Source organism: Gimesia maris (genome assembly GCF_008298035.1).
GTDB lineage: Bacteria > Planctomycetota > Planctomycetia > Planctomycetales > Planctomycetaceae > Gimesia > Gimesia maris.
Genome location: NZ_CP042910.1, coordinates 5263550 through 5282167, shown reverse-complemented (window position 1 = coordinate 5282167; position 18618 = coordinate 5263550). Strand labels below are relative to the sequence as shown.

Here is an 18618-nt window from a genome sequence, read left to right as displayed (position 1 = left end):
GCCAAAAACGGAATAAAACCCTTCGGGGTATCCATAACTCAACCAAAGTTGTTTCTATATTAAAGGAGCAAAAAAGATGTTAAGCACACGCACTCACAAACTAGGGTTTCCCTTCTCAGCTAATCTTCGTAACGAGTTAGATGATGCATTCAGTCAGATGTTTGGAAAGCCATTGTCCGGTCTGGAAGGGGCATATTCACCATTATCAGTCTGGGAAGAAGACAGCAAGTATCACATTGCGCTTGATGTTCCGGGTATGAAGAAGGAAGAACTGTCACTGGATATCCAGGATGGTCACCTGATCCTCACGGGAGAGCGTAAAGCTGTGGAAGAACGTGAATTTCTGCATAATGAACGACATTATGGCAAGTTTAAACGAGTGGTGCATCTGCCAGACTGGGCCGATCCGGCTTCCGTGAATGCGACTCTTGACTCAGGAGTTCTGACGGTTGTTCTGGATAAGAAGCTGGAAATGCAACCGAAAAAAATTGAGATTCATGATGTTACAAAATCTGAATAACCGCTAACTCCGTTTCAGATTTTAATAGATCTGGTTGGTTGCTCTGCCCTGGTCAGCATTTCGAAGCTGACCAGGGTTATTTTCTTATTGGGACTCCGTTATCAGGACAGCGATCGGTTCCATCAATCAGTCCGGACGTGACTATTTCCTGAGCAACGTCGCCTAAATGCTAAGTCCCCCGTAGATGCTCAGTATGAGGTCCTGGTAAAGATTTCATGCTTTTCAGATCAATCCTGCAAAGTAGTGCACGCTTAATGTCCTTTATGAATAAGGGTTTAGGTTGATGAGGGGGTGTCGTGATTCATCAGGGGGCCCGGACTCCGGCACGACAATTGCGAAGTCCTTGAATCATGTTTCTTAGAAATGCGCCAAAATTTCTTCAGCAGATGCTACCTGATATGAATTGTTCTGATGGTCAAATTGGAGTTGAAAACTAATAAGTCAATTCGTCTGTGAACGGCAGGCAATATTCCAAGACCCGATTCAAACACTGATTTTACAGTGAGCGCGCTCCAGCATCTGAAGATCTCCCCATGAGTCTCGACTCATTTTATTAATTCAAGGACTGAACGTGATGTTACCAGGATTTTTGATTGACATGGATGGTGTGATTTACCGTGGGACTGACCTGATTGACGGGGCAGTTGGATTTATCAACGAGTTGAAAAAACGTGATCTGCCTTTCATGTTTTTAACCAATAACAGTCAGCGAACCCGCCGTGATGTTGTTACGAAATTATCCCGGATGGGGATTACTGTAGGTGAAGAGCATATTTTTACCTGCGCCATGGCGACAGCCCGCTTTCTGGCACAAAGTAAACCGAATGGGACCGCTTATGTGATTGGAGAAGGAGGGCTGTTGCATGCATTGCACAGAAATGGATATTCGATAGTCGATCATGATCCCGATTATGTGGTCGTCGGCGAAGGTCGTTCGATGAACTTCGAAATGATCGAAGCGGCTGTTCGCATGATTGAAAATGGTGCCAAGCTGATTGCCACCAATATGGATCCGAACTGCCCGACTCAGAATGGTCCCCGACCCGGTTGTGGTGCGATTGTCGCCATGCTGGAAGCAGCAACCAAGAAACAGGCTTTCAGTGTTGGTAAACCCAGTCCGGTCATGATGCGAAGTGCCCGGCAGGAGCTTGGTATTTCTTCAGCCCAGACCACAATGATCGGTGACACGATGGAAACGGACATTCTGGGAGGTGTTGAGATGGGTTACCGTTCGGTGCTGGTACTTTCTGGGGGGACGGCGTTATCCGATCTGGCGAATTTCGCGTATCAGCCTGACCTGGTAGTGGACAGTATTGCTGATCTGAATAATGACGAGTTCTTTCAGTACGAACGGACTCGATTTCATACAGCGGAGCGGTTACTGGCCTGAAAATCTAACTGTCGTGGGACTTTCTTTTGTGATTACAGGGGAAATTCGCTCTGATTGGTTCAGAACCCGTTCATGCGCGCATTGAGGTATTTCTGATGGTTCGCTACAATTCCTGAAAATATCACGATATTGTGATTCCGTACTATTTTTACAGGATTTTGCAGGAACTTCGATGATCTGCCGTTTTCTTATCGATTGAAAGGAAACAGCAGCAGGAATACTTGAATGGCACGTCTGACACAGGCCGATTTATCAGATCTGAACGAGTCCTTTGAAGAACGGACACCGTTGGAACTGATCCACTGGGCACAGGAAATGTTTGGCACACGTCTCGCAGCATTATCGTCGATGCAGCGTGCGGGGTGTGTCGTCGCCCATATGTTGAGTGAGATTAAGGCCGACATTCCCATTCTGTTTGTCGATACCGGAGTTCTGTTTCAGGAAACCCTCGAAACCAGGGATCGCCTGATTCAAGAGTATGGCGTCAATATCGTCACGCTCATGCCTGAGAAAACAATGCAGGAACAGACAGAAGAACTCGGTATTCTCTATCTTTCCGTTGAAGGACAGGAGCAGTGCTGTGATTTACGTAAAACGCAGCCATTGATCCAGGTCGCCGAACAATACGACGCCCTGATTGGGAGCCTGCGTCGCGCGGATGGCGGACAGCGTGCTAATGTACCGATCCTGGCGATTGACCCCGCGATGAACTGTCTGCGGGTCAATATTCTCGCCAGTCTTTCCAAAGAAGAATTTCAGGCTTATCTTGAAGAGAATCAGATCATTACCAACCCATTGCATCGGCAGGGATATCCTACGATCGGATGTAACCGGTGTACGACTCCGGTTATGGAGAGTGAACCCGGTCGAGCCGGCCGCTGGCGGCATCTGGGGCCCTGGTCTCAGTATTGCGGAATTAATCCGACCGATGTCGCAGGTAAACATGCACCTTCGATTGAACTTCCTCAGGATCTGGTGGATCGAATTCTGGGACGTGAAACCGACTTCATGATCTAATGGAAGTCACTCAGACTCTGTCAGTTCCAGGTGTAATCGTGTTGTGGAACTCCCCCAGGCGGGAATGAAACCGGCAGCGCGACTTTTCTGGAAGAACTGGTTGCGCTCGGCGTTTGTATCTGTATAACCAAGCGTGAATACTGATGTGAAACCCTGCTTCTGGATTTGAATCATCTCGCGTTCTTTTGACTCGATCCAGTCACCGGCATGCATGTAAGCAGACTCCCAGAGTAAACCATCCGGATTGTGAGGATGCACCTGCTGCAGATTCAGCCCCGGAACAAAGACTCCTGTGGCATCCCCCACAAAGACGGAATTGCCAATCAGATTTAGCCCCCGGTTCTGCAGGATGAACTTTTCTGGTGATACCGCTTTGACCTCACGGATCAGAGCAACCATGGCTTTCACACTTTGCACTCTACGTGGAATTTTCCAGGCTTGATTCGTGATATAGAAATCAACCGTATCGACGGTATCCAGAAACAGGCCATCAACGGGTTGTTGATAGATCTGCTTGACCCGCTGAATCAGAAAATCGCGCCAGGCAGGCTGGCTGACATCCATCTGCCATGACTGGAACGTTTCGTTTTTACTGAGCGTCAGGTCTGCCAGAGAAATCTGGGGGGCATGTTGTTGTAAATACTGTTGAAAATTCTGGTATTCAATCTGTCCCAGTTCTCCCACACTGAGATACGCGATCAGTTTTGCTTTTTCCTGATGAGCTCGATCAGCCAGCTTTTGGATCTGTGCTGGAGACAGACCGCGAAGTTCTATGACAATCACCTGGCCCGGCTGGATACGCTGCTGTAACTGGTCTAATACCTGTGGATCGCTGCCGTAATAGAGTTGAAAGCCGGCAGGTATGAAGCGTTTTTGCTCCATAGCTGAAAGAGGCTGAATCGTTGAGATTATCAGGCAGAGAACGAAGAGCAGTAGCTGAAGCGTACGTAATTTCATGGTATCGTTCCCAGAGCAGTTGTTTGTATTTTCTCAAAGGCATCTGTTATTCTAGATGAGCTTGTTGTTTTGTCAAAAGTTTCCTTTGTTGAATAATCTGGAAGTACAGCATGAGTCAGAATCAGGTTCAGTCCAAATATCATACCACTTGCAGATTCATCAGTCTGGCTCTGCTGTTTTGTCTGTGTTCGGCGTTCGGGTTGAAAGCAGCCGAAACGCCTCCCAATATCATTATGATTGTCAGCGATGATCAGGGATATCGGGATCTGGGGAGCTTTGGCAGTGAGGAAATTATGACTCCTCATCTGGATCGCCTGGCAAAAGAAGGAGCGAAGTTGACCAGCTTCTATGTCACCTGGCCTGCCTGCACTCCGAGTCGAGGTAGTCTGTTGACCGGCCGCTATCCACAGCGAAACGGTATCTATGACATGATTCGCAATGAAGCACCTGATTTTGGTCATAAATACAAGCCTGCGGAATATGAAGTGACCTTCGAACGGATAGGCGGGATGGACGTCCGCGAAAAGTTACTGCCGGCGTTGTTGAAACCGGCAGGTTATGTCAGCGCCATTTATGGAAAATGGGATCTGGGTATTCACAAGCGGTTCCTGCCTCTCGCCAGGGGGTTCGATGATTTTTATGGATTTACGAATACCGGCATCGACTACTTCACTCACGAGCGATATGGCGTGCCTTCAATGTATCGCAATAATCAGCCCACAGAGGAAGACAAAGGCACGTATTGCACGTACCTGTTTCAGCGGGAAGCGGTTCGTTTTATCAAAGAGAATCATCAGAAACCATTTTTTCTTTATTTGCCTTTCAACGCACCCCACGGTGCCTCCAGCCTGGATCCTCGAATTCGTGGCGGAGCGCAGGCTCCGGAAAAATACAAAAACATGTATCCGCATTTGAAGGATACCCTGGTGACAAAGAAGAAAACCGGGCGCTATGAATTTCGGGAACGTCCGGATGGACCGGTGATTCATCAGGGAGTTTCAGCAAGTAAAAGACGACTGGAGTATGTGGCCTCTATCACCTGCATGGACGATGCGATTGGCGAAGTGCTGGGTTTGCTGGACGAATATCAAATTGCTGACAATACCATTGTGGTCTTCTTTTCTGACAACGGAGGCAGCGGAGGCGCTGATAACAGCCCTCTCAAAGGGAAAAAAGGGATGATGTTCGAAGGGGGAATCCGCGTACCCTGCCTGGTGCGCTACCCCGCCAAAATTAAACCGGGTACGGTGAATGATGAACTGCTGACATCACTGGAACTGGTTCCGACATTTCTTAAAGAAGCAGCGATTCCTCTGCCAGAAAATGTTGTCATCGATGGTTACGACATGTTGCCTGTTCTGATGGGGAAAACAACCTCTCCCCGAAACGAAATGTACTGGCAACGCCGCGAGGATAAAGCCGCGCGGGTCGGACACTGGAAATGGGTGGAGTCGGAAAAGGGGAGTGGCCTGTTTGACCTGTCACAGGATATTGGTGAGAAACATGATCTCTCCCCAACCCATCCTAAAAAACTGGAAGAAATGAAGAACCATTTTGCGAACTGGAAAAAACAGATGGCCGATGCAGAACCCCGAGGCCCATTTCGCGATTATTAAACGTCAGGGAACTCGCATCAGGGTTTCGTAAGCAGTTCCTGTTTTTGAGAAGGCAGTTCCACTATGGAATCGATTGGCAGACTCTGCTCGATCAGTTCCAGGCCGCAAATCAATGGTTCTCTCTTCTGTGCGGTCAATGTCAGATTCAAATCATTATCGAGATGGATTTGTGAAAACTCGCGTACCAGGATCTTCTGGTTGGATTGTGTTTCCTGTAAAACATCAAGCTGGCTGATCAGGGGCTTTCCATTGAGTGAAATATCGAAGACCCGTTGCCCGGTACTGGAATACTCCGGCTCTCTGAAATAAAGCCGGACCGTGTAATCTCCCGCTTTGATTTGCTTCAAACTGATCTCTCGGACCCCCGTGATTCCGGATGCACCAACCCATGGCCAGCCACGGCCTCCTTCTATCCAGAGAGAATGTTCATAGAAAGCCTTGACTGATTTCGGACTGATCTGCAGATCAAGTTCCGGAGAAGGGCCACCCACACTGGGAGTATCCAGCCAGAGTGTCCCTTTGTCGGTCATGCGGTCACCGGGCGCACCAAAGTTCAAACCCACCCGGTGAACCTGCTGTACATCGCTTTTTCCCCAGACCATCCATTGCTCATGTGTCTCGGGCATGGAAATCATGGAGAGTCCGACTGGCAGGGGATAGCTGCAGGTACATCCCTGGAAATAGTAGGGGACGTTGAGCAAACCATTGGCTGGTACGATGCTGTTAGTGCAGCCCGAGCGGGGGCCACTGATATGAATCGTTCCGCTTTCGACTCGCTTGTCGTAGAACGCTGCTGTTCCGGATCGCATGGTATAAAGGTAGCTGTAGTCGACACCTCCATCGCAGCCATAACTCTTGGGGAAAGCACGTGGCTCTGTATCGCCTGTGAGTGGGTTGGTGCGTTCGCCGATGACGGGAGGCGCAGGACTCCAGTCGTTTTTCTGATAGGGGGGGCGATACTGACTGGGTTGCTTTTGAGTTTGATCGAGCGTGGGCAATTCTGTGGTCAGCATTTCTGCCTGTGTGGCATCCAGCTTTCTACCCGTATAGACGTCAGCAAACTGGGGGGCAAGTAATTTGTAGGGAGGACGAATCCCTGCGGGGTAACCCTGCCAGTATTTCGAATGGGAAATCATGACCCCGTCTACAAACAGTGGTTGAGGAGCCCGTTTAAAATTCCCCACGCTGTCGTCATACCAGAGCACCCCGACTGGAGCTTTTACAAGCTCATCCGGGCTGGACCAGCCGCCGGTATAGTTGGAAGATCCAGGGATGGCACCCGCTTTTTTAAACACCGAATAACCGTCTTTGCGAGAAATTTTAGCCTGGGAGAGATTTTTGAACTCTGCAGCCAGCTTTTGATGATCCGCTTCTGAGGTTTTCACGAATAACGTGCCACCATAGGGTCTGAGTGATGGGTAGAGCACGGAAATCAGTTCTGAGTAAGTTTTCATTCCAGAATAAACGGGTTCAGCAGCGATAATCGTCTGCGCAAAGTAGGCGGGAAGTTCGTATTCGCTGAGCGGACCAGGGAGGAATGCCAGTTTTGAACTGGTCTGACCTCGTTCTAAATACAGCTGACGCAGAAGTTTGACCTGACCGGAATGATTTTCCTGGTAAATGATTTGCAGCTGTGGCTGAGTCAGCAATGTATTAAGTAGTTTTGCATCTGGAATTCCTGCCAGAAGGACATAACCGCCCGCTTGAAGCTGGTCAGAAAACATAGCAGGTAATGAAGCATTTGGGAGCGGATTTGATTCTGAAGCTGTCTCTTCCAGTAAGGATGAGTCATATGTGACTGGTGTCGTTTTACCCGGTCCCAGACAATAAATGCTGCCTTCGAGTGTCACGGCAATCAAGTGATCTGATGTGGCGAGTAGAGAATGGATGGTTCCCTGCACGCCCGGGATGGCTGCCTGATATTTAAGACTCTGGTCGCCGACCTGAATCTGCTGCCTGAGCCCGCGCTTGCCATCGGGACCATAATTCTGACCATTTTCATGACGGGCTGAATTGACATCGCGGTCGAATTGCAGACTGGGAGTGGCAACTGCAGTTTCGCCTCGTCGTGCTGCCTTGCCGGCGGCTGTAAACCAGCCTCCAGGAGTGCGTCCCGGTTTGGGCAATTCAAACTCAATCAGTTTTCCCGTCTGTTTATTCAGGCGGGCCGGGAAAGCAGTACCACAGGGAACAATTAATTCTTCGTCTGAGATCACCAGATAGCCTTGTGGTGTTACGCCCCCCAGGGCTTCTGCAGCATGGGGGTGTTGACCATACAGGAATCCCAGGCGATCATTCATCCATTTAACTTTGCCGGTTGTCGTATCGAGGGCGTAAACAAAAGCACCCTCGAAAGGCCAGACTCCCGCTGCAAAATAAACGGTGTCATTTTCAATGACGGGGCCTCCCCGTACAGGCCAGACAGATATCAGACGCCGATTCCCCAGAATCAGACGCTTAGATGGTACTGCACGAAACTTCCAGATCAGATTTCCTGTCTGGGCAGAAACGGCATAGAGACAACCGTCATCCGAACCAAAGTAGACAGTGTCTTTCCAGGCAACCGGGGCAAAACGAACCGGTCCATCGGTCGTGAACTGCCAGAGTGGTTTCCCCGTTTGGAGATCGAGTGCCGTCACACTGTCATTCAGTGAAGAACCATAAAACAGAATACCATCTTTGACAACAGGTTCATAACCGGCGTCAAACTGCAGACGTTCATTTTTAAAAGCCGGTTCCAGTGGTGGGAGCCGATGTACCCACTGCAGATGAAGAGACTCGGGAAGTGATTGTTCTGTATGGGCAGAGCGGGCAGGGTCCAGACGCCACATCGGCCAGTCGCTGGCTCTGACGGATGCTCCCATTAAAGGAATCAGCAGAAGCGGCAGCAGGTAGACTCTCAAAGCAGGACAGTGCATTCAGCCAGACCCTTTTCTGGAAAGTGGAAAGCAGAAGTTGAGAAAGCTGTCTCTCAGAGTGTCAAGCTATCATGTGTGACAGACAGATTCAACTCTTATCCAGCGGGGGCGCTTCGGCAGTCGAAGCGGGAGATTCCGGGCGTGGGACCTGTAAACTGGCCCAGATTGCCGCCACGCAGCAGAGGATCAGTTCAATGAACCAGAAGAGTTGAGGCCACGGTGTTTCCAGGCGTGCAACTGGCGAAATACGATGTTGCAGATACGAAGAAATCTCGAGTAGTTGTTGTTCTTTGTCTCTTCGTTCCTGTTTGGCGGATTCAAACTGTTTGATAAACTCTTCATGTTGTTTACGAGCTTCTGGATCAGAAGGAGGTTCGCCTTTCGCCAGCGTGTGCTCCAGCATCAATGATGTCTTGTCCATTTTGAATTGCTGCAACGTCGCTTCTTTATATCGTTGATGTGACAGATACAGGACCAGAGACTGTCCAAATACAGTCAGGCACAGGATTGCGACGAGCAGAGACCGCTTTAGGGACAGCCCCAGTTTGAATGCCAGTGTTGTCAGGGCTGCACCGACGATCATTCCGTAGACGACAGAATAAACAAGCAATAACTTCAGGCGTTCTGGCAGATGGACTGCCAGGATCGACAGGGCCATTATCAGTACCAGTCCGATACAGAACCATTGAATGAATCCGGACCAGGAACTGGTAGGCTCGGGCTGGGATACTGCAGGCTGATCCATCATACAGTCAGTTTCATTTTGCTAAATGTTTTGAACCCAGACCACAGGCGGCTTGAACCCGGTCCAGAACCTGTTTTCCTTTTTCTCTGGCTTTGTGGGCACCTTCAGCCAGAATATCATTCAGGGTGCTGGTATCTGCAGCAAGCTGTTCTCTTCGTTCTCGGGCTGGTCCAAAATATTCAAGAGCAGCATCATGCACGGCCTGTTTTGCCTCTCCATACCCCATCCCCCCCGCACGATATCGCTGTGCCAGTTCTGCCTGTTGTTCGTCATTGGCGAAGAGTTTATACAGGGCGTAGACGGCACAGGTGTCCGGATTTTTGGGGTCTTCGAGCGTCGCAGAGTCGGTTTTGATCGACATGACTTTCTTACGCTGTTTTTTGGGATCCTCAAATATTTCGATTACATTTTTATAACTCTTGGACATCTTTTCGCCGTCTATGCCAGGCACTTTAGCGGACGTATCCAGAACTCGCGATTCGGGCAGAATCAGGGTTTCCCCAAACAGGGAATTGAATCGCTGAGCCAGGTCGCGTGTGACCTCGACATGTTGAATCTGATCCTGTCCCACGGGGACCAGATCACTGTCATACAGCAAAATGTCGGCAGCCATCAGTACAGGGTAAGTAAAGAGCCCCGCGTCAGCGGCGATCCCTTTTTCTTTCTTATCTTTGTAGGCGTGACATTTTTCCAGCAGACTCAGCTGGGTAATCGTCATCAGGATCCACGTGAGATCGGTAATCTCGGGAACGTCCGACTGTCGGAACAGGGTAGCTTTTTGGGGATCCAGTCCTAATGCCAGGAGATCGATGGCCGCTTCCATTGTGTTTTGATGTAAGCGTTTGCCATCTCGGATCGTGGTCAGGGCGTGCAGGTCGGCAATAAAGTAGAAAGCCTGTTCATTTTCCTGAAGATCAATGTATTGCTTGATCGCGCCAAAATAATTTCCCCAGTGGAAACGGCCCGTCGGTTGGATTCCAGATAACACTCGCATGAAAGGATTTTCTATATAACTTTAAAACTGAGAGTAAATTGACTGAGAGAATTTTGATCAGCAGTACTGCATCTAAGACAGAAAAGCATGGTGGTTTAACGTTCTGGATACTCCAGCGAACCTACAAGTTCGCTGATATGCGAGCATTTTTCGGAAACCAGTATCCCTTCCAGTTCGCTGACCAGTTGTGCCGCAAGGCCCGGATTGTAGAAGTTTGCGGTTCCAATTTGAACGGCTGAAGCTCCTGCGACGATGAATTCCATGACATCATCAATGTTGGCAATGCCACCGACTCCAATAATGGGGACGTCGACAGCGCGGGCCACCTGACAGACAACCCGTAACGCCACCGGTTTAATTGCGGGGCCACTCAGGCCTCCAAAAATGCCACCCAATATCGGTTTTCGACGGCGCCAGTCGATTGCGGTTCCCTGTACGGTATTGATCAGGGAGACCGCGTCAGCACCCCCTGCGCTGGCAGCCTGTGCGATCTCAACAACGCTGGTGACGTTTGGTGTCAGCTTCGCGATGATGGGTAACTGGCAGCTTTCAGTGACCTGCTTTAGCATTTTTTCAGTCATCTCAGGCCGGGTACCATAATCGACGCCACCGCTGACGTTCGGACAGGAGATATTCAGCTCGAGGGCCGTGATCTGATCTGAGTATTGATCCAGCCGGGAGGCCATGACAGCCATTTCATCAATACTGCGTCCGGCAATATTAACGATCAGGGCTGTTTCAAGCGAGGAAAGGTAATTCAGTTGCTTTTCCAGAAAAAGATCGATTCCGTCGTTATCCAGACCAATAGAATTAAGCAGGCCGGCACTGGTCTCTACAGTACGTGGAGGTGGATTACCGATGCGTGGCTCTGTGGTAATCGTCTTGGGGATAATGCCTCCCAGGCGGGAAAAATCCAGAAATGCTGCCATTTCTTTCGCGTATCCGAACGTTCCCGAGGCAACGAGAATGGGATTTTTGAGCTGCAGGCGGTTCAGGGAAACCGCTAAGGGGTCCGTTTGGGTTGAGGCATTCATGTAAGTCAGGTCCATGTAGCCGCAGGCTACGTGATCATTCTGTTTATTTATCAAAGATATGCCAGGCGAACCATCTGGTTCCAGAGGCTATTCACCAACCAAGGCATGATACTGTTAGGGCGTGAAATCCGCTGAGTCACATCTTAGCGTTCCCGGATGGTGAGGACCAGTTAAGGCGGTAGGGAATCAATTACCCCCATAGCAAGAAAAGCTGCCTGGAACTGATTCCAGGCAGCTTCGAATAGTTTCTATGCATCAGTCGGTTCGACTGGAATCTATCCAGTCAAACGACTTGCGAGATAGTCCCTGAATTACAAGTACTAAATAACACCACCATGGGTACGGTAGGGGGTTGCCACGTCCGGCATGTCGAGCCCCCAGATTCGTTCCCAGATTTTAGGAATGTGCCGCATACTTTCTGACTGGAATATCAATTGACGAGCACGATCATCTCGCGAAGATGAGTAGATAGGAACCACGCATCCAACCTGAGTGAGGGATACTGCAATTAACATGCTGGCCAATAGGAACTTACGCATTTTTTTCTCCATGATATGGTCGTGCCATATTTGCTGGTCTTGATCCCAGGCAACGATCCCTTAATTCAAACCATTGAATGAAAGGCATCAAACCGATATCGAAGGGGTTAAAGTGCTGAATTGTGATGCGAGGAGATTGGAGAGGCAGGATTATAAATGCCGCTTTTAATTTCCTCTAGGTCGTTTTATCGACATTCAGATCAGGTGACTTTGGTAAAAAATGCGGATTATTCCAATTATTTTGGTAATCCGGTTGAAGCGGCTGATTTAGATTATCAGTTAGACTGGTTTGCCACTGACTTCAAGTGACAAACATTCACTTTAGCAGACCAGCTCAGTACGTAAAAAAAGCCGGGCTGTTTGTGTACCATAAAACAGACCGGCTATGAGAAAGTTCATACCAGTTCTTTCAACAATAATGTCTTTGGAAAGCGGCTCTAAGGTGTATGCTGAGATCCTGAACTGTAGGAACCGTTATTATAGGTTCCCATAGATGGTGCTCCTGGTGTGGCACCCGGGCTCGGTGGAGCTGGAGGTGGTGCCGAAGCTGCAGGGGGACTCACTGAAGGTTGAGAAGCCGCAGCATTTAAGCGAGCTGCTTCTTCCTCCAGATTGCGTACACGTTTCTCCATCTCCTTGCCAGGCTTGAATGTGACAACGTATTTTTCTTCTACGTCCACACGATCACCTGTGCGAGGATTTCTGGCTTTCCGCGCTGCTCGTTTTTTGACTTCGAAAACGCCAAAATTGCGGAGTTCAATACGCTTGTCTGTGACAAGTGTATCAACAATCGCATCGAACGTTTTTTGCACAATCTCTTTTGTTTTGAGTTGTGTCAGACCAATCTCTTCCGAAATCACTTTGACAATCTCTTTTTTCGTCACGACTGGGTTCTCCCAATTTTGAGAAGCCGTCGGACAGCTACGCCCTTCCGCTGGGCACTCTAGAGCCGTCTCAACTGTAATGGGTTACACGACTTAGTGTCACAATAGATTATTTCCCACAATTGAACAGTAAGTCAAGACCGATCTTCGGTCACAGCTTTGAAACGGTGTCGTATTAGACATGAATTCACTAGAGAGAGGTGATACAACAATAGCAGATCGAAATGAGGATTGTGGTCTAATTGTTGATGTGATGTTGCTGTAAGTGTAGTAATTATAGTTGTTTATGGAAAAACATTGTTCGGTGCGCAGCAAGGTTCCGAAAAACTCGCAGACTTGTTATTGTTCCCAGTTAATGACATGGATTTTTTTTCACAATCTTCAGATGAATTTGCGAATAAAGGGTCTGAAACTTTGAATCTGCGATGTTTCAGTGTTCCAAACTCTTTAAAAATACATACTTAATAAATGGCAATTGGTTGAGTGCCGCAAAGAAAATCGAGCGACTGACTATTCAGCTTACGTCGAAAGCTCGATTTGTAGAGAAGATTTTCTCAAATCATTCTAAGTGATTTCTCTGATGTAACCTTATCTAATGAAGGGTGTTACAGGTCCGTTTTTGCAGCCTGAATCTGAATGTCTTCAAAACTGACAAAATTACCTTTACCTGCGCCCGGGCAGTCTGGAGAAAGTGCTTCCCAGCTCGCTCGGCTTTCCAGATTGGAATTCCAGAAGGGCCATGTTTTACATTGCGCCGGGCGTGCTTCATAGATCGTACAACATCGTTTTTCAGGATCGAAGAATGTACAATCCCCATTGGTAAACTCCGTTAAGGAACGTCTCCCGCCATAGAGACGCGTATGCATCAACAGAATTTCTCCTGTTGTTTTTCCCGTTACTTCTGCAATCGCCTTGATTTCCGACTCATCAACCCAGACAACACCAGGCGCACCCGTACAACAGTTTCCGCATTGAGTGCAGGAAAAATGAAGTCCATCGCGATACCATGGTTCCTGTTCAGAATTCTGGTCACTCATTATTAAGATCACTTCACGATAAAATTGTTAAACTGAAACAAAGAAGTTCATTTTGTAAGTGACTGAGGCGAGTATGTCAAATACAAACAACCAGATCCAGGTCGGCGGGATCATTCTTTGTGGCGGCGAAAGCTTAAGGATGAATTATCCCAAAGTATTGTTGCCATTGGGTCAAGAACTGATGCTGCAACGCGTCATTCGCATTGTGTCCGAAGTCGTGTCTCCTGTCATCATTGTGGCGTCCCGAGATCAGGAATTGCCGGAAATCCCTGATTCGATTCGCGTTGTCTATGATGTAAATCCAGGAGCCGGGCCGCTTCCCGCGATTGCACTGGGGTTACGGGAACTGGAACGCGATTGTCAGGCTGCTTTTGTGTCTGCCTGCGATACACCGCTGATACATAAAGATATGATCCAGGCCATTCTTTCAAAACTGGCAGAGCATGATCTGGCCATGGTTCGGGAAGGTCAATGGTATCATCCACTTGCTGCTGTGTACCGGACATCATTGGTAGAAACGATAGAGGAGATGCTGGCAGCAAGGATTCAGCGTCCGATTGATCTGGCAGAGCGGGTCAACAGTGCTTTTCTGGATGTGGAAGAATTGAGAAGTATTGATCCCCAGTTACATGGTTTACGAAATATCAATACCCGCGAACAGTATTTTGAACTACTTCGTGAAACCGGACTGGAAGCAACGACCCGTGTTCCGTTTGACAGGTGACAAGCCCGGTTTTTTTGCTCCTGCCTTGTGCATCAGGGGGAGCGCATGCTCCGATTGGCCTGCATGACAGCGGTCTGCCAACGGGCGATATCCTCGGGGGTTACCTCATAAAAGTTGATGGAATATCCCAGTTGTGCTTCAGGTTCAAAAAACCTGAAAAACCCTAAAGCATCATGTTCCAGGTTATAACGACTGCCGTCCTGTCTACGAAGTGTATACGGGCGCCCTTGCAGAATACTGACGCTGATGGCATATTTCCCGGGGACAGGGCGAAACTCAGCAGGTAAATCATATTTGATGCCCAGTTTGCCTGGGGGAACTGTACCAAAATAGGCCAGCTTCAAATCGCTTATCGGATTTTGATTCAGATAGTCCTGCAGTCGATACAGATCCTGCCCCCAGTCAATATTGGAATCGACAAGGTGCGAATCCCCCTGTTCCGGTCCGCCCGACAGTTCGTTAAAATAAGCCAGATGATCTGGTGCGTAGCGAAGAGAGAGTGGAAGAGAAAGCATCGCGATGAGAATCAGATATGAACGGATTTTATGTCGATCAAAGTCGAGCTGATCAATTAAGGGAGCGCACAACAGAATGATGAACGGGAAGACTGGTAGAACATAGCGCAGGCCGAGTTGATTATTGGCCAGACTGGCGATGCAGAGCAGTAGCACAACCGGTGTGAGCAGCACGGCCAGAGTCCGTCGCGCGAGTAAACGGGGCTGCTTGAACCAGCTGTAAATTGCGATCACGATCAGAAACTGAAACCCGTGCGGCAATTTGTAAAGCATCGTATAGAGGTAGTACGACCGAAAGCCATGCTCTTCCCACTGATTGTCCAGAAAGGTGGGGTGGGTTTGTTGCATGATAAAACGTTGCAGATCAAAGCCCATGAGATAATCGCGGGGAACTGGCAGTGGAATGATTTGCAGGAATTCCGGAAGAGCTGTCAGCACTTTTAACTCGGAACTTTGGAACTGATAACTGTTCACGGGCTGTAATGAATCACGAAACAGATAACCGGCATTCAGGATGAACAGGCTCGATAGTAAAAGTATTCCCCAGCGGAGTACGACTGTTTTATTTGCAGGTCGCTCCTGGATTTCAGGGCTCTTATATCTTACCAGAACCCACTGGATCAGCAGTAAGGGGACTAACAGAATCGCTGTGTACTTTGTGAGTTGAGCCAGACCTAAAACGATACCGGTCACCAGAGCCCACTTCCAGGTGGGCAAGCAGGCAAACTTCCAGCCGCAGTAGAACACCGCCAGAAAAAAACCTGTGATGGCCAGATCCTGTGTTCCCAATGCTGCGCTTGCCAGGATATTTGGGCTCATCACCCACAGGAAAACGGCAAAACAGGCTGCCTGTGAACTAAACAGTTCGCGTGTCCAGAGTGCCAGCAACAGCCCAGAAACGCACGACAGCAGCAGGATCATGCAACGACCAAGAAAGTAGTAATGCTGATAATTTTCCGGATTTGCTTCGAGAAAAGCATCTCCATAATCGGCTGGATCTGACGAGAGGTCCGGAGATCCACTTTGAGCAGAAGTCATCAGTAATGGCAGCGCGGACCAGCTGCGAATCAAAGGAGGATTGAGCCGATCATGGTCAAATCGGCCCGTTTCCAGACTCAGAAACCCGACTGGCAGATGCCAGTACTCATCATGTGTGACACTCAGCTGTCGGGCGGAATACAGACCCAGGCAGAATTGGATCAACAGGAGAAAACCGACGACGGACCAGAAGACAGGAGGCCGTCGTATTACTTTCTGAAGTGAAGCCATAACTGTCCGAAGGCTGAGTGAAAGAAGGATATCTGAAACATCTCAAAGTTCGATGATATCCTGATCAGATTGGATACGGAAGTGAACTCCGGCAGTAGAAAAGGATGCAGGCAGGTTTTGAATCGGGTGCCGATTGAGATGGATGATCATCGGGTGGCTCACCCTCCAGCCAACTTAAGACGGGCGTCATCACTCTGGCTGGAGGGAAGCCTCAGTTCTATTGCGCCTCATAAGATTCAGGTGTATGAGGCTTCTATTCGACAGGCGGATAATTCTATTGCAATGCCTGTGCCATCATTGGAATTTCTCAGAATCGTGAAAAGATGCTGTTTTTCAGTCCGGATTACGTGCCCGAATCGAGGAACTGTCAAATTGAAAAATGGCAGAGTCGAGGAAAGTGACAGGTCTGTCTGTTTTAGCGACAGGTGGGACAGGCTGGATTCAGTGGTTTTTAATCCAGGTTTTCACGTCGCGTGTCACATCGCGCATGATGATTTGCTGTTCGGGGACTGCCTGATAAAAATGCAGTTCCGCCTGCTCATAGTCGTCTAACTGCAGATTTTTTGAAGCAATTTCGAGGATGCGATCGGCCATCTGCTCGATATCTTCATTCTGCTCGTGGGGGTTGAAGGAAACTGCCATCGTCACGCGAAAAGTAAGCGGGTTCTGCTGTTTTCCTTTGAGGCGTCCCCCTTCGACGCGGGGCCGTGAGTGGGGAAACTCTTTTGCCAGGGCGTTTTGAGTGTCGGCGAAGTGATAGGTGTTAATCGTCTGAAAAACATACAACGATCCTGACATCAATAAACCGAAGATCAACAGGCCCAGAACGATGGTTCTGCCTTTGACTATCCGGGGCATTGATTCAGGATCGTGAGTGGTCATATTTGATCAGCAATAGTTTCCGGGCGTATTCAGTTTTCCAGTTTCGCAGCTGCTTTGTTGATGGCTTGCAGATACGCTTTGGCGCTGGATTCAATGATATCGGTACTGACGCTGCGGCCGGTAAACAATTCGCCGTTAATACGAACTTCTACCCGAACTTCGCCCTGAGCATCCTTCCCGCTGGAAACGCTGCCTACATGGTATTGATCCAGTGCTGCTGTGATGCCAGAGATGCGTTCCAACGCCCGGAAGACCGCATCCACAGGGCCGTCACCGGTGGCTGCGTCGCAGTGAATTTTGCCGGTTTCATCTGCCAGTTCAATGGTTGCGGTTGCGATTGTTCCCGTCCCGGCGGAGGTATGAAAGCGGACGATTTTCCATTTTTCCGGCATATCGGAAGCCTGATTTTCGATCAAGGCAACAATGTCGGAATCGTAGATTTCCTTTTTCTTATCAGCTAACGCGATGAATTCATTGAAAATCCGTTCAAACGTTTCTTCGTCCAAAGTGTGTCCCAACGACTGAATGCGATCGCGAAACGCATGGCGGCCACTATGTTTTCCGAGGACCAGATTCGTGCCTACATAACCAACATCGTCAGGTGACATAATTTCATAAGTTGTGCGTTCCTGCAGCATGCCGTGCTGATGAATGCCGGCTTCGTGGGCAAAAGCATTTCTCCCGACGATGGCTTTGTTGCGTTGTACCGACATGCCGGTCACTGTCGAGACAAGATGGCTGATTGGATACAGGCGCTTTGTATTAATATTTGTATGTACGCCGTAATAGTCAGCACGTGTCTTTAATGCCATCACGACCTCTTCCAGAGCGCAGTTTCCAGCCCGTTCCCCTAAGCCGTTAACGGTACATTCTACCTGACGGGCTCCCGCTTCCACTGCGGCGAGGCTGTTTGCGACAGCGAGTCCCAGATCGTTATGACAGTGGGTGCTGATAATAGCCTGGTCTATGTTTGAAACATTTTTTTTCAGTGTGGTGATGACATCATGAAAATGGGCGGGAGTCGCATAGCCTACGGTATCGGGAATATTGACTGTGGTGGCTCCGGCTTCAATGGCTCGTTCTACGACTTCACAGAGAAAGTCTTTCTCGGTTCGGGCGGCGTCTTCCGGAGAGAATTCGATATCCGGGCAGTAATCCCGGGCTCGTTTGACCATTTCGACTGCCGTCTCCACGATCTGTTCTTTATTCATTTTCAGTTTATGTTCACGGTGGATGGAACTGGTGGCGAGGAAGACGTGAATCCGGGTCTGTTTTGCTTCTTTTAATGCTTCCCAGGCTCGGTCAATGTCTTCCTTGCGACAGCGTGCGAGAGCACAGATGGTTGTCTGGTCGCCAAATTCGTTGGCAATTTTCTGAACAGCTTCAAAATCTCCAGGAGAGGCAATCGGGAAACCTGCCTCAATGATATCGACCCCCAGTTTGACAAGCTCCCGGGCGACTTTCATCTTCTCCGAGGTGGTCATGCTGCAGCCAGGTGACTGTTCACCGTCTCTCAAGGTGGTGTCAAATATCTTTACTGTGTCATTGGACATTGGTTTTCTCCATGAGTCAATTTC

At 48.9% G+C, this 18618-nt stretch carries 15 protein-coding genes; 5 read left to right on the top strand and 10 right to left on the bottom strand.

Going from position 1 to position 18618, the window contains the following annotated elements; all coding sequences use genetic code 11:
* The first annotated feature begins 76 nt into the window (after positions 1-76).
* The 3 genes from GmarT_RS19430 (at position 77) to GmarT_RS19420 (ending at position 2927) form a co-directional block, all read left to right on the top strand.
* Positions 77-520 (top strand): Hsp20/alpha crystallin family protein, encoded by a 444-nt coding sequence (locus GmarT_RS19430; RefSeq protein WP_002647640.1) that lies wholly within the window; start codon positions 77-79, stop codon positions 518-520.
* Between the two features lie 574 nt (positions 521-1094).
* Positions 1095-1910, top strand: a complete 816-nt coding sequence (locus GmarT_RS19425) for an HAD-IIA family hydrolase (protein ID WP_044238953.1) — start codon at positions 1095-1097, stop codon at positions 1908-1910.
* A gap of 225 nt (positions 1911-2135) precedes the next feature.
* Positions 2136-2927, top strand: coding sequence for a phosphoadenylyl-sulfate reductase (locus tag GmarT_RS19420; RefSeq protein ID WP_002647642.1), 792 nt, complete (start codon positions 2136-2138; stop codon positions 2925-2927).
* 6 nt (positions 2928-2933) lie between these two features.
* Here the strand turns inward: GmarT_RS19420 and GmarT_RS19415 are convergent, their stop codons facing one another.
* On the bottom strand, positions 2934-3884 hold the full coding sequence (locus GmarT_RS19415; protein ID WP_002647643.1) for an endo alpha-1,4 polygalactosaminidase: 951 nt from the start codon (positions 3882-3884) through the stop codon (positions 2934-2936).
* Between the two features lie 110 nt (positions 3885-3994).
* Here GmarT_RS19415 and GmarT_RS19410 point away from each other — a divergent pair, with 110 nt between their 5' ends.
* Positions 3995-5500: a sulfatase-like hydrolase/transferase gene (locus GmarT_RS19410; RefSeq protein WP_002647644.1), complete on the top strand. Its 1506-nt coding sequence runs from the start codon at positions 3995-3997 to the stop codon at positions 5498-5500.
* A gap of 17 nt (positions 5501-5517) precedes the next feature.
* Here GmarT_RS19410 and GmarT_RS19405 read toward each other — a convergent pair whose 3' ends face one another.
* The 6 genes from GmarT_RS19405 to GmarT_RS19375 all read right to left on the bottom strand — a co-directional run bounded on the left by GmarT_RS19405 (position 5518) and on the right by GmarT_RS19375 (position 13651).
* On the bottom strand, positions 5518-8418 hold the full coding sequence (locus GmarT_RS19405) for an outer membrane protein assembly factor BamB family protein (RefSeq protein ID WP_002647645.1): 2901 nt from the start codon (positions 8416-8418) through the stop codon (positions 5518-5520).
* Positions 8419-8506: 88 nt separating this feature from the next.
* Complete coding sequence (locus GmarT_RS19400) at positions 8507-9166, bottom strand: hypothetical protein (RefSeq protein ID WP_002647646.1); 660 nt, start codon at positions 9164-9166, stop codon at positions 8507-8509.
* A gap of 10 nt (positions 9167-9176) precedes the next feature.
* Entirely contained in the window at positions 9177-10157 is a 981-nt protein-coding gene (gene trpS, locus GmarT_RS19395; protein WP_002647647.1) for a tryptophan--tRNA ligase, read from the bottom strand.
* A gap of 95 nt (positions 10158-10252) precedes the next feature.
* Positions 10253-11191 carry a dihydroorotate dehydrogenase gene (locus GmarT_RS19390; protein ID WP_044238986.1) on the bottom strand — a complete coding sequence of 313 codons (939 nt, stop codon included), beginning with the start codon at positions 11189-11191 and terminating at the stop codon, positions 10253-10255.
* Between the two features lie 976 nt (positions 11192-12167).
* Entirely contained in the window at positions 12168-12614 is a 447-nt protein-coding gene (locus tag GmarT_RS19380) for an HU family DNA-binding protein (RefSeq protein ID WP_002647650.1), read from the bottom strand.
* Between the two features lie 605 nt (positions 12615-13219).
* Positions 13220-13651 (bottom strand): YkgJ family cysteine cluster protein, encoded by a 432-nt coding sequence (locus GmarT_RS19375; protein ID WP_002647651.1) that lies wholly within the window; start codon positions 13649-13651, stop codon positions 13220-13222.
* Positions 13652-13724: 73 nt separating this feature from the next.
* Between GmarT_RS19375 and GmarT_RS19370 the strand changes: the two genes are divergently transcribed.
* Positions 13725-14375, top strand: a complete 651-nt coding sequence (locus GmarT_RS19370; RefSeq protein WP_002647652.1) for a molybdenum cofactor guanylyltransferase — start codon at positions 13725-13727, stop codon at positions 14373-14375.
* Positions 14376-14407: 32 nt separating this feature from the next.
* Here GmarT_RS19370 and GmarT_RS19365 read toward each other — a convergent pair whose 3' ends face one another.
* The 3 genes from GmarT_RS19365 to GmarT_RS19355 form a co-directional block, all read right to left on the bottom strand.
* On the bottom strand, positions 14408-16159 hold the full coding sequence (locus tag GmarT_RS19365; protein WP_002647653.1) for an ArnT family glycosyltransferase: 1752 nt from the start codon (positions 16157-16159) through the stop codon (positions 14408-14410).
* A 441-nt stretch (positions 16160-16600) separates the two neighbouring features.
* A complete protein-coding gene (locus GmarT_RS19360) occupies positions 16601-17041 on the bottom strand; it encodes a hypothetical protein (protein WP_002647654.1) in 441 nt (146 codons plus the stop codon).
* A gap of 29 nt (positions 17042-17070) precedes the next feature.
* The gene (locus tag GmarT_RS19355; RefSeq protein WP_002647655.1) at positions 17071-18594 is read right to left on the bottom strand and encodes a 2-isopropylmalate synthase; all 1524 of its coding nucleotides are present in this window, start codon (positions 18592-18594) and stop codon (positions 17071-17073) included.
* Between the last annotated feature and the right edge of the window lie 24 nt (positions 18595-18618).

Excerpts from the sequence above, each read along its gene's own strand:
- GmarT_RS19430 (WP_002647640.1), top strand. The coding sequence starts at position 77 with ATGTTAAGCACACGCACTCACAAACTAGGGTTTCCCTTCTCAGCTAAT.
- GmarT_RS19425 (WP_044238953.1), top strand. The coding sequence starts at position 1,095 with ATGTTACCAGGATTTTTGATTGACATGGATGGTGTGATTTACCGTGGG.
- GmarT_RS19420 (WP_002647642.1), top strand. The coding sequence starts at position 2,136 with ATGGCACGTCTGACACAGGCCGATTTATCAGATCTGAACGAGTCCTTT.
- GmarT_RS19415 (WP_002647643.1), bottom strand. The coding sequence starts at position 3,884 with ATGAAATTACGTACGCTTCAGCTACTGCTCTTCGTTCTCTGCCTGATA.
- GmarT_RS19410 (WP_002647644.1), top strand. The coding sequence starts at position 3,995 with ATGAGTCAGAATCAGGTTCAGTCCAAATATCATACCACTTGCAGATTC.
- GmarT_RS19405 (WP_002647645.1), bottom strand. The coding sequence starts at position 8,418 with ATGCACTGTCCTGCTTTGAGAGTCTACCTGCTGCCGCTTCTGCTGATT.
- GmarT_RS19400 (WP_002647646.1), bottom strand. The coding sequence starts at position 9,166 with ATGATGGATCAGCCTGCAGTATCCCAGCCCGAGCCTACCAGTTCCTGG.
- trpS (WP_002647647.1), bottom strand. The coding sequence starts at position 10,157 with ATGCGAGTGTTATCTGGAATCCAACCGACGGGCCGTTTCCACTGGGGA.
- GmarT_RS19390 (WP_044238986.1), bottom strand. The coding sequence starts at position 11,191 with ATGAATGCCTCAACCCAAACGGACCCCTTAGCGGTTTCCCTGAACCGC.
- GmarT_RS19375 (WP_002647651.1), bottom strand. The coding sequence starts at position 13,651 with ATGAGTGACCAGAATTCTGAACAGGAACCATGGTATCGCGATGGACTT.
- GmarT_RS19370 (WP_002647652.1), top strand. The coding sequence starts at position 13,725 with ATGTCAAATACAAACAACCAGATCCAGGTCGGCGGGATCATTCTTTGT.
- GmarT_RS19365 (WP_002647653.1), bottom strand. The coding sequence starts at position 16,159 with ATGGCTTCACTTCAGAAAGTAATACGACGGCCTCCTGTCTTCTGGTCC.
- GmarT_RS19360 (WP_002647654.1), bottom strand. The coding sequence starts at position 17,041 with ATGACCACTCACGATCCTGAATCAATGCCCCGGATAGTCAAAGGCAGA.
- GmarT_RS19355 (WP_002647655.1), bottom strand. The coding sequence starts at position 18,594 with ATGTCCAATGACACAGTAAAGATATTTGACACCACCTTGAGAGACGGT.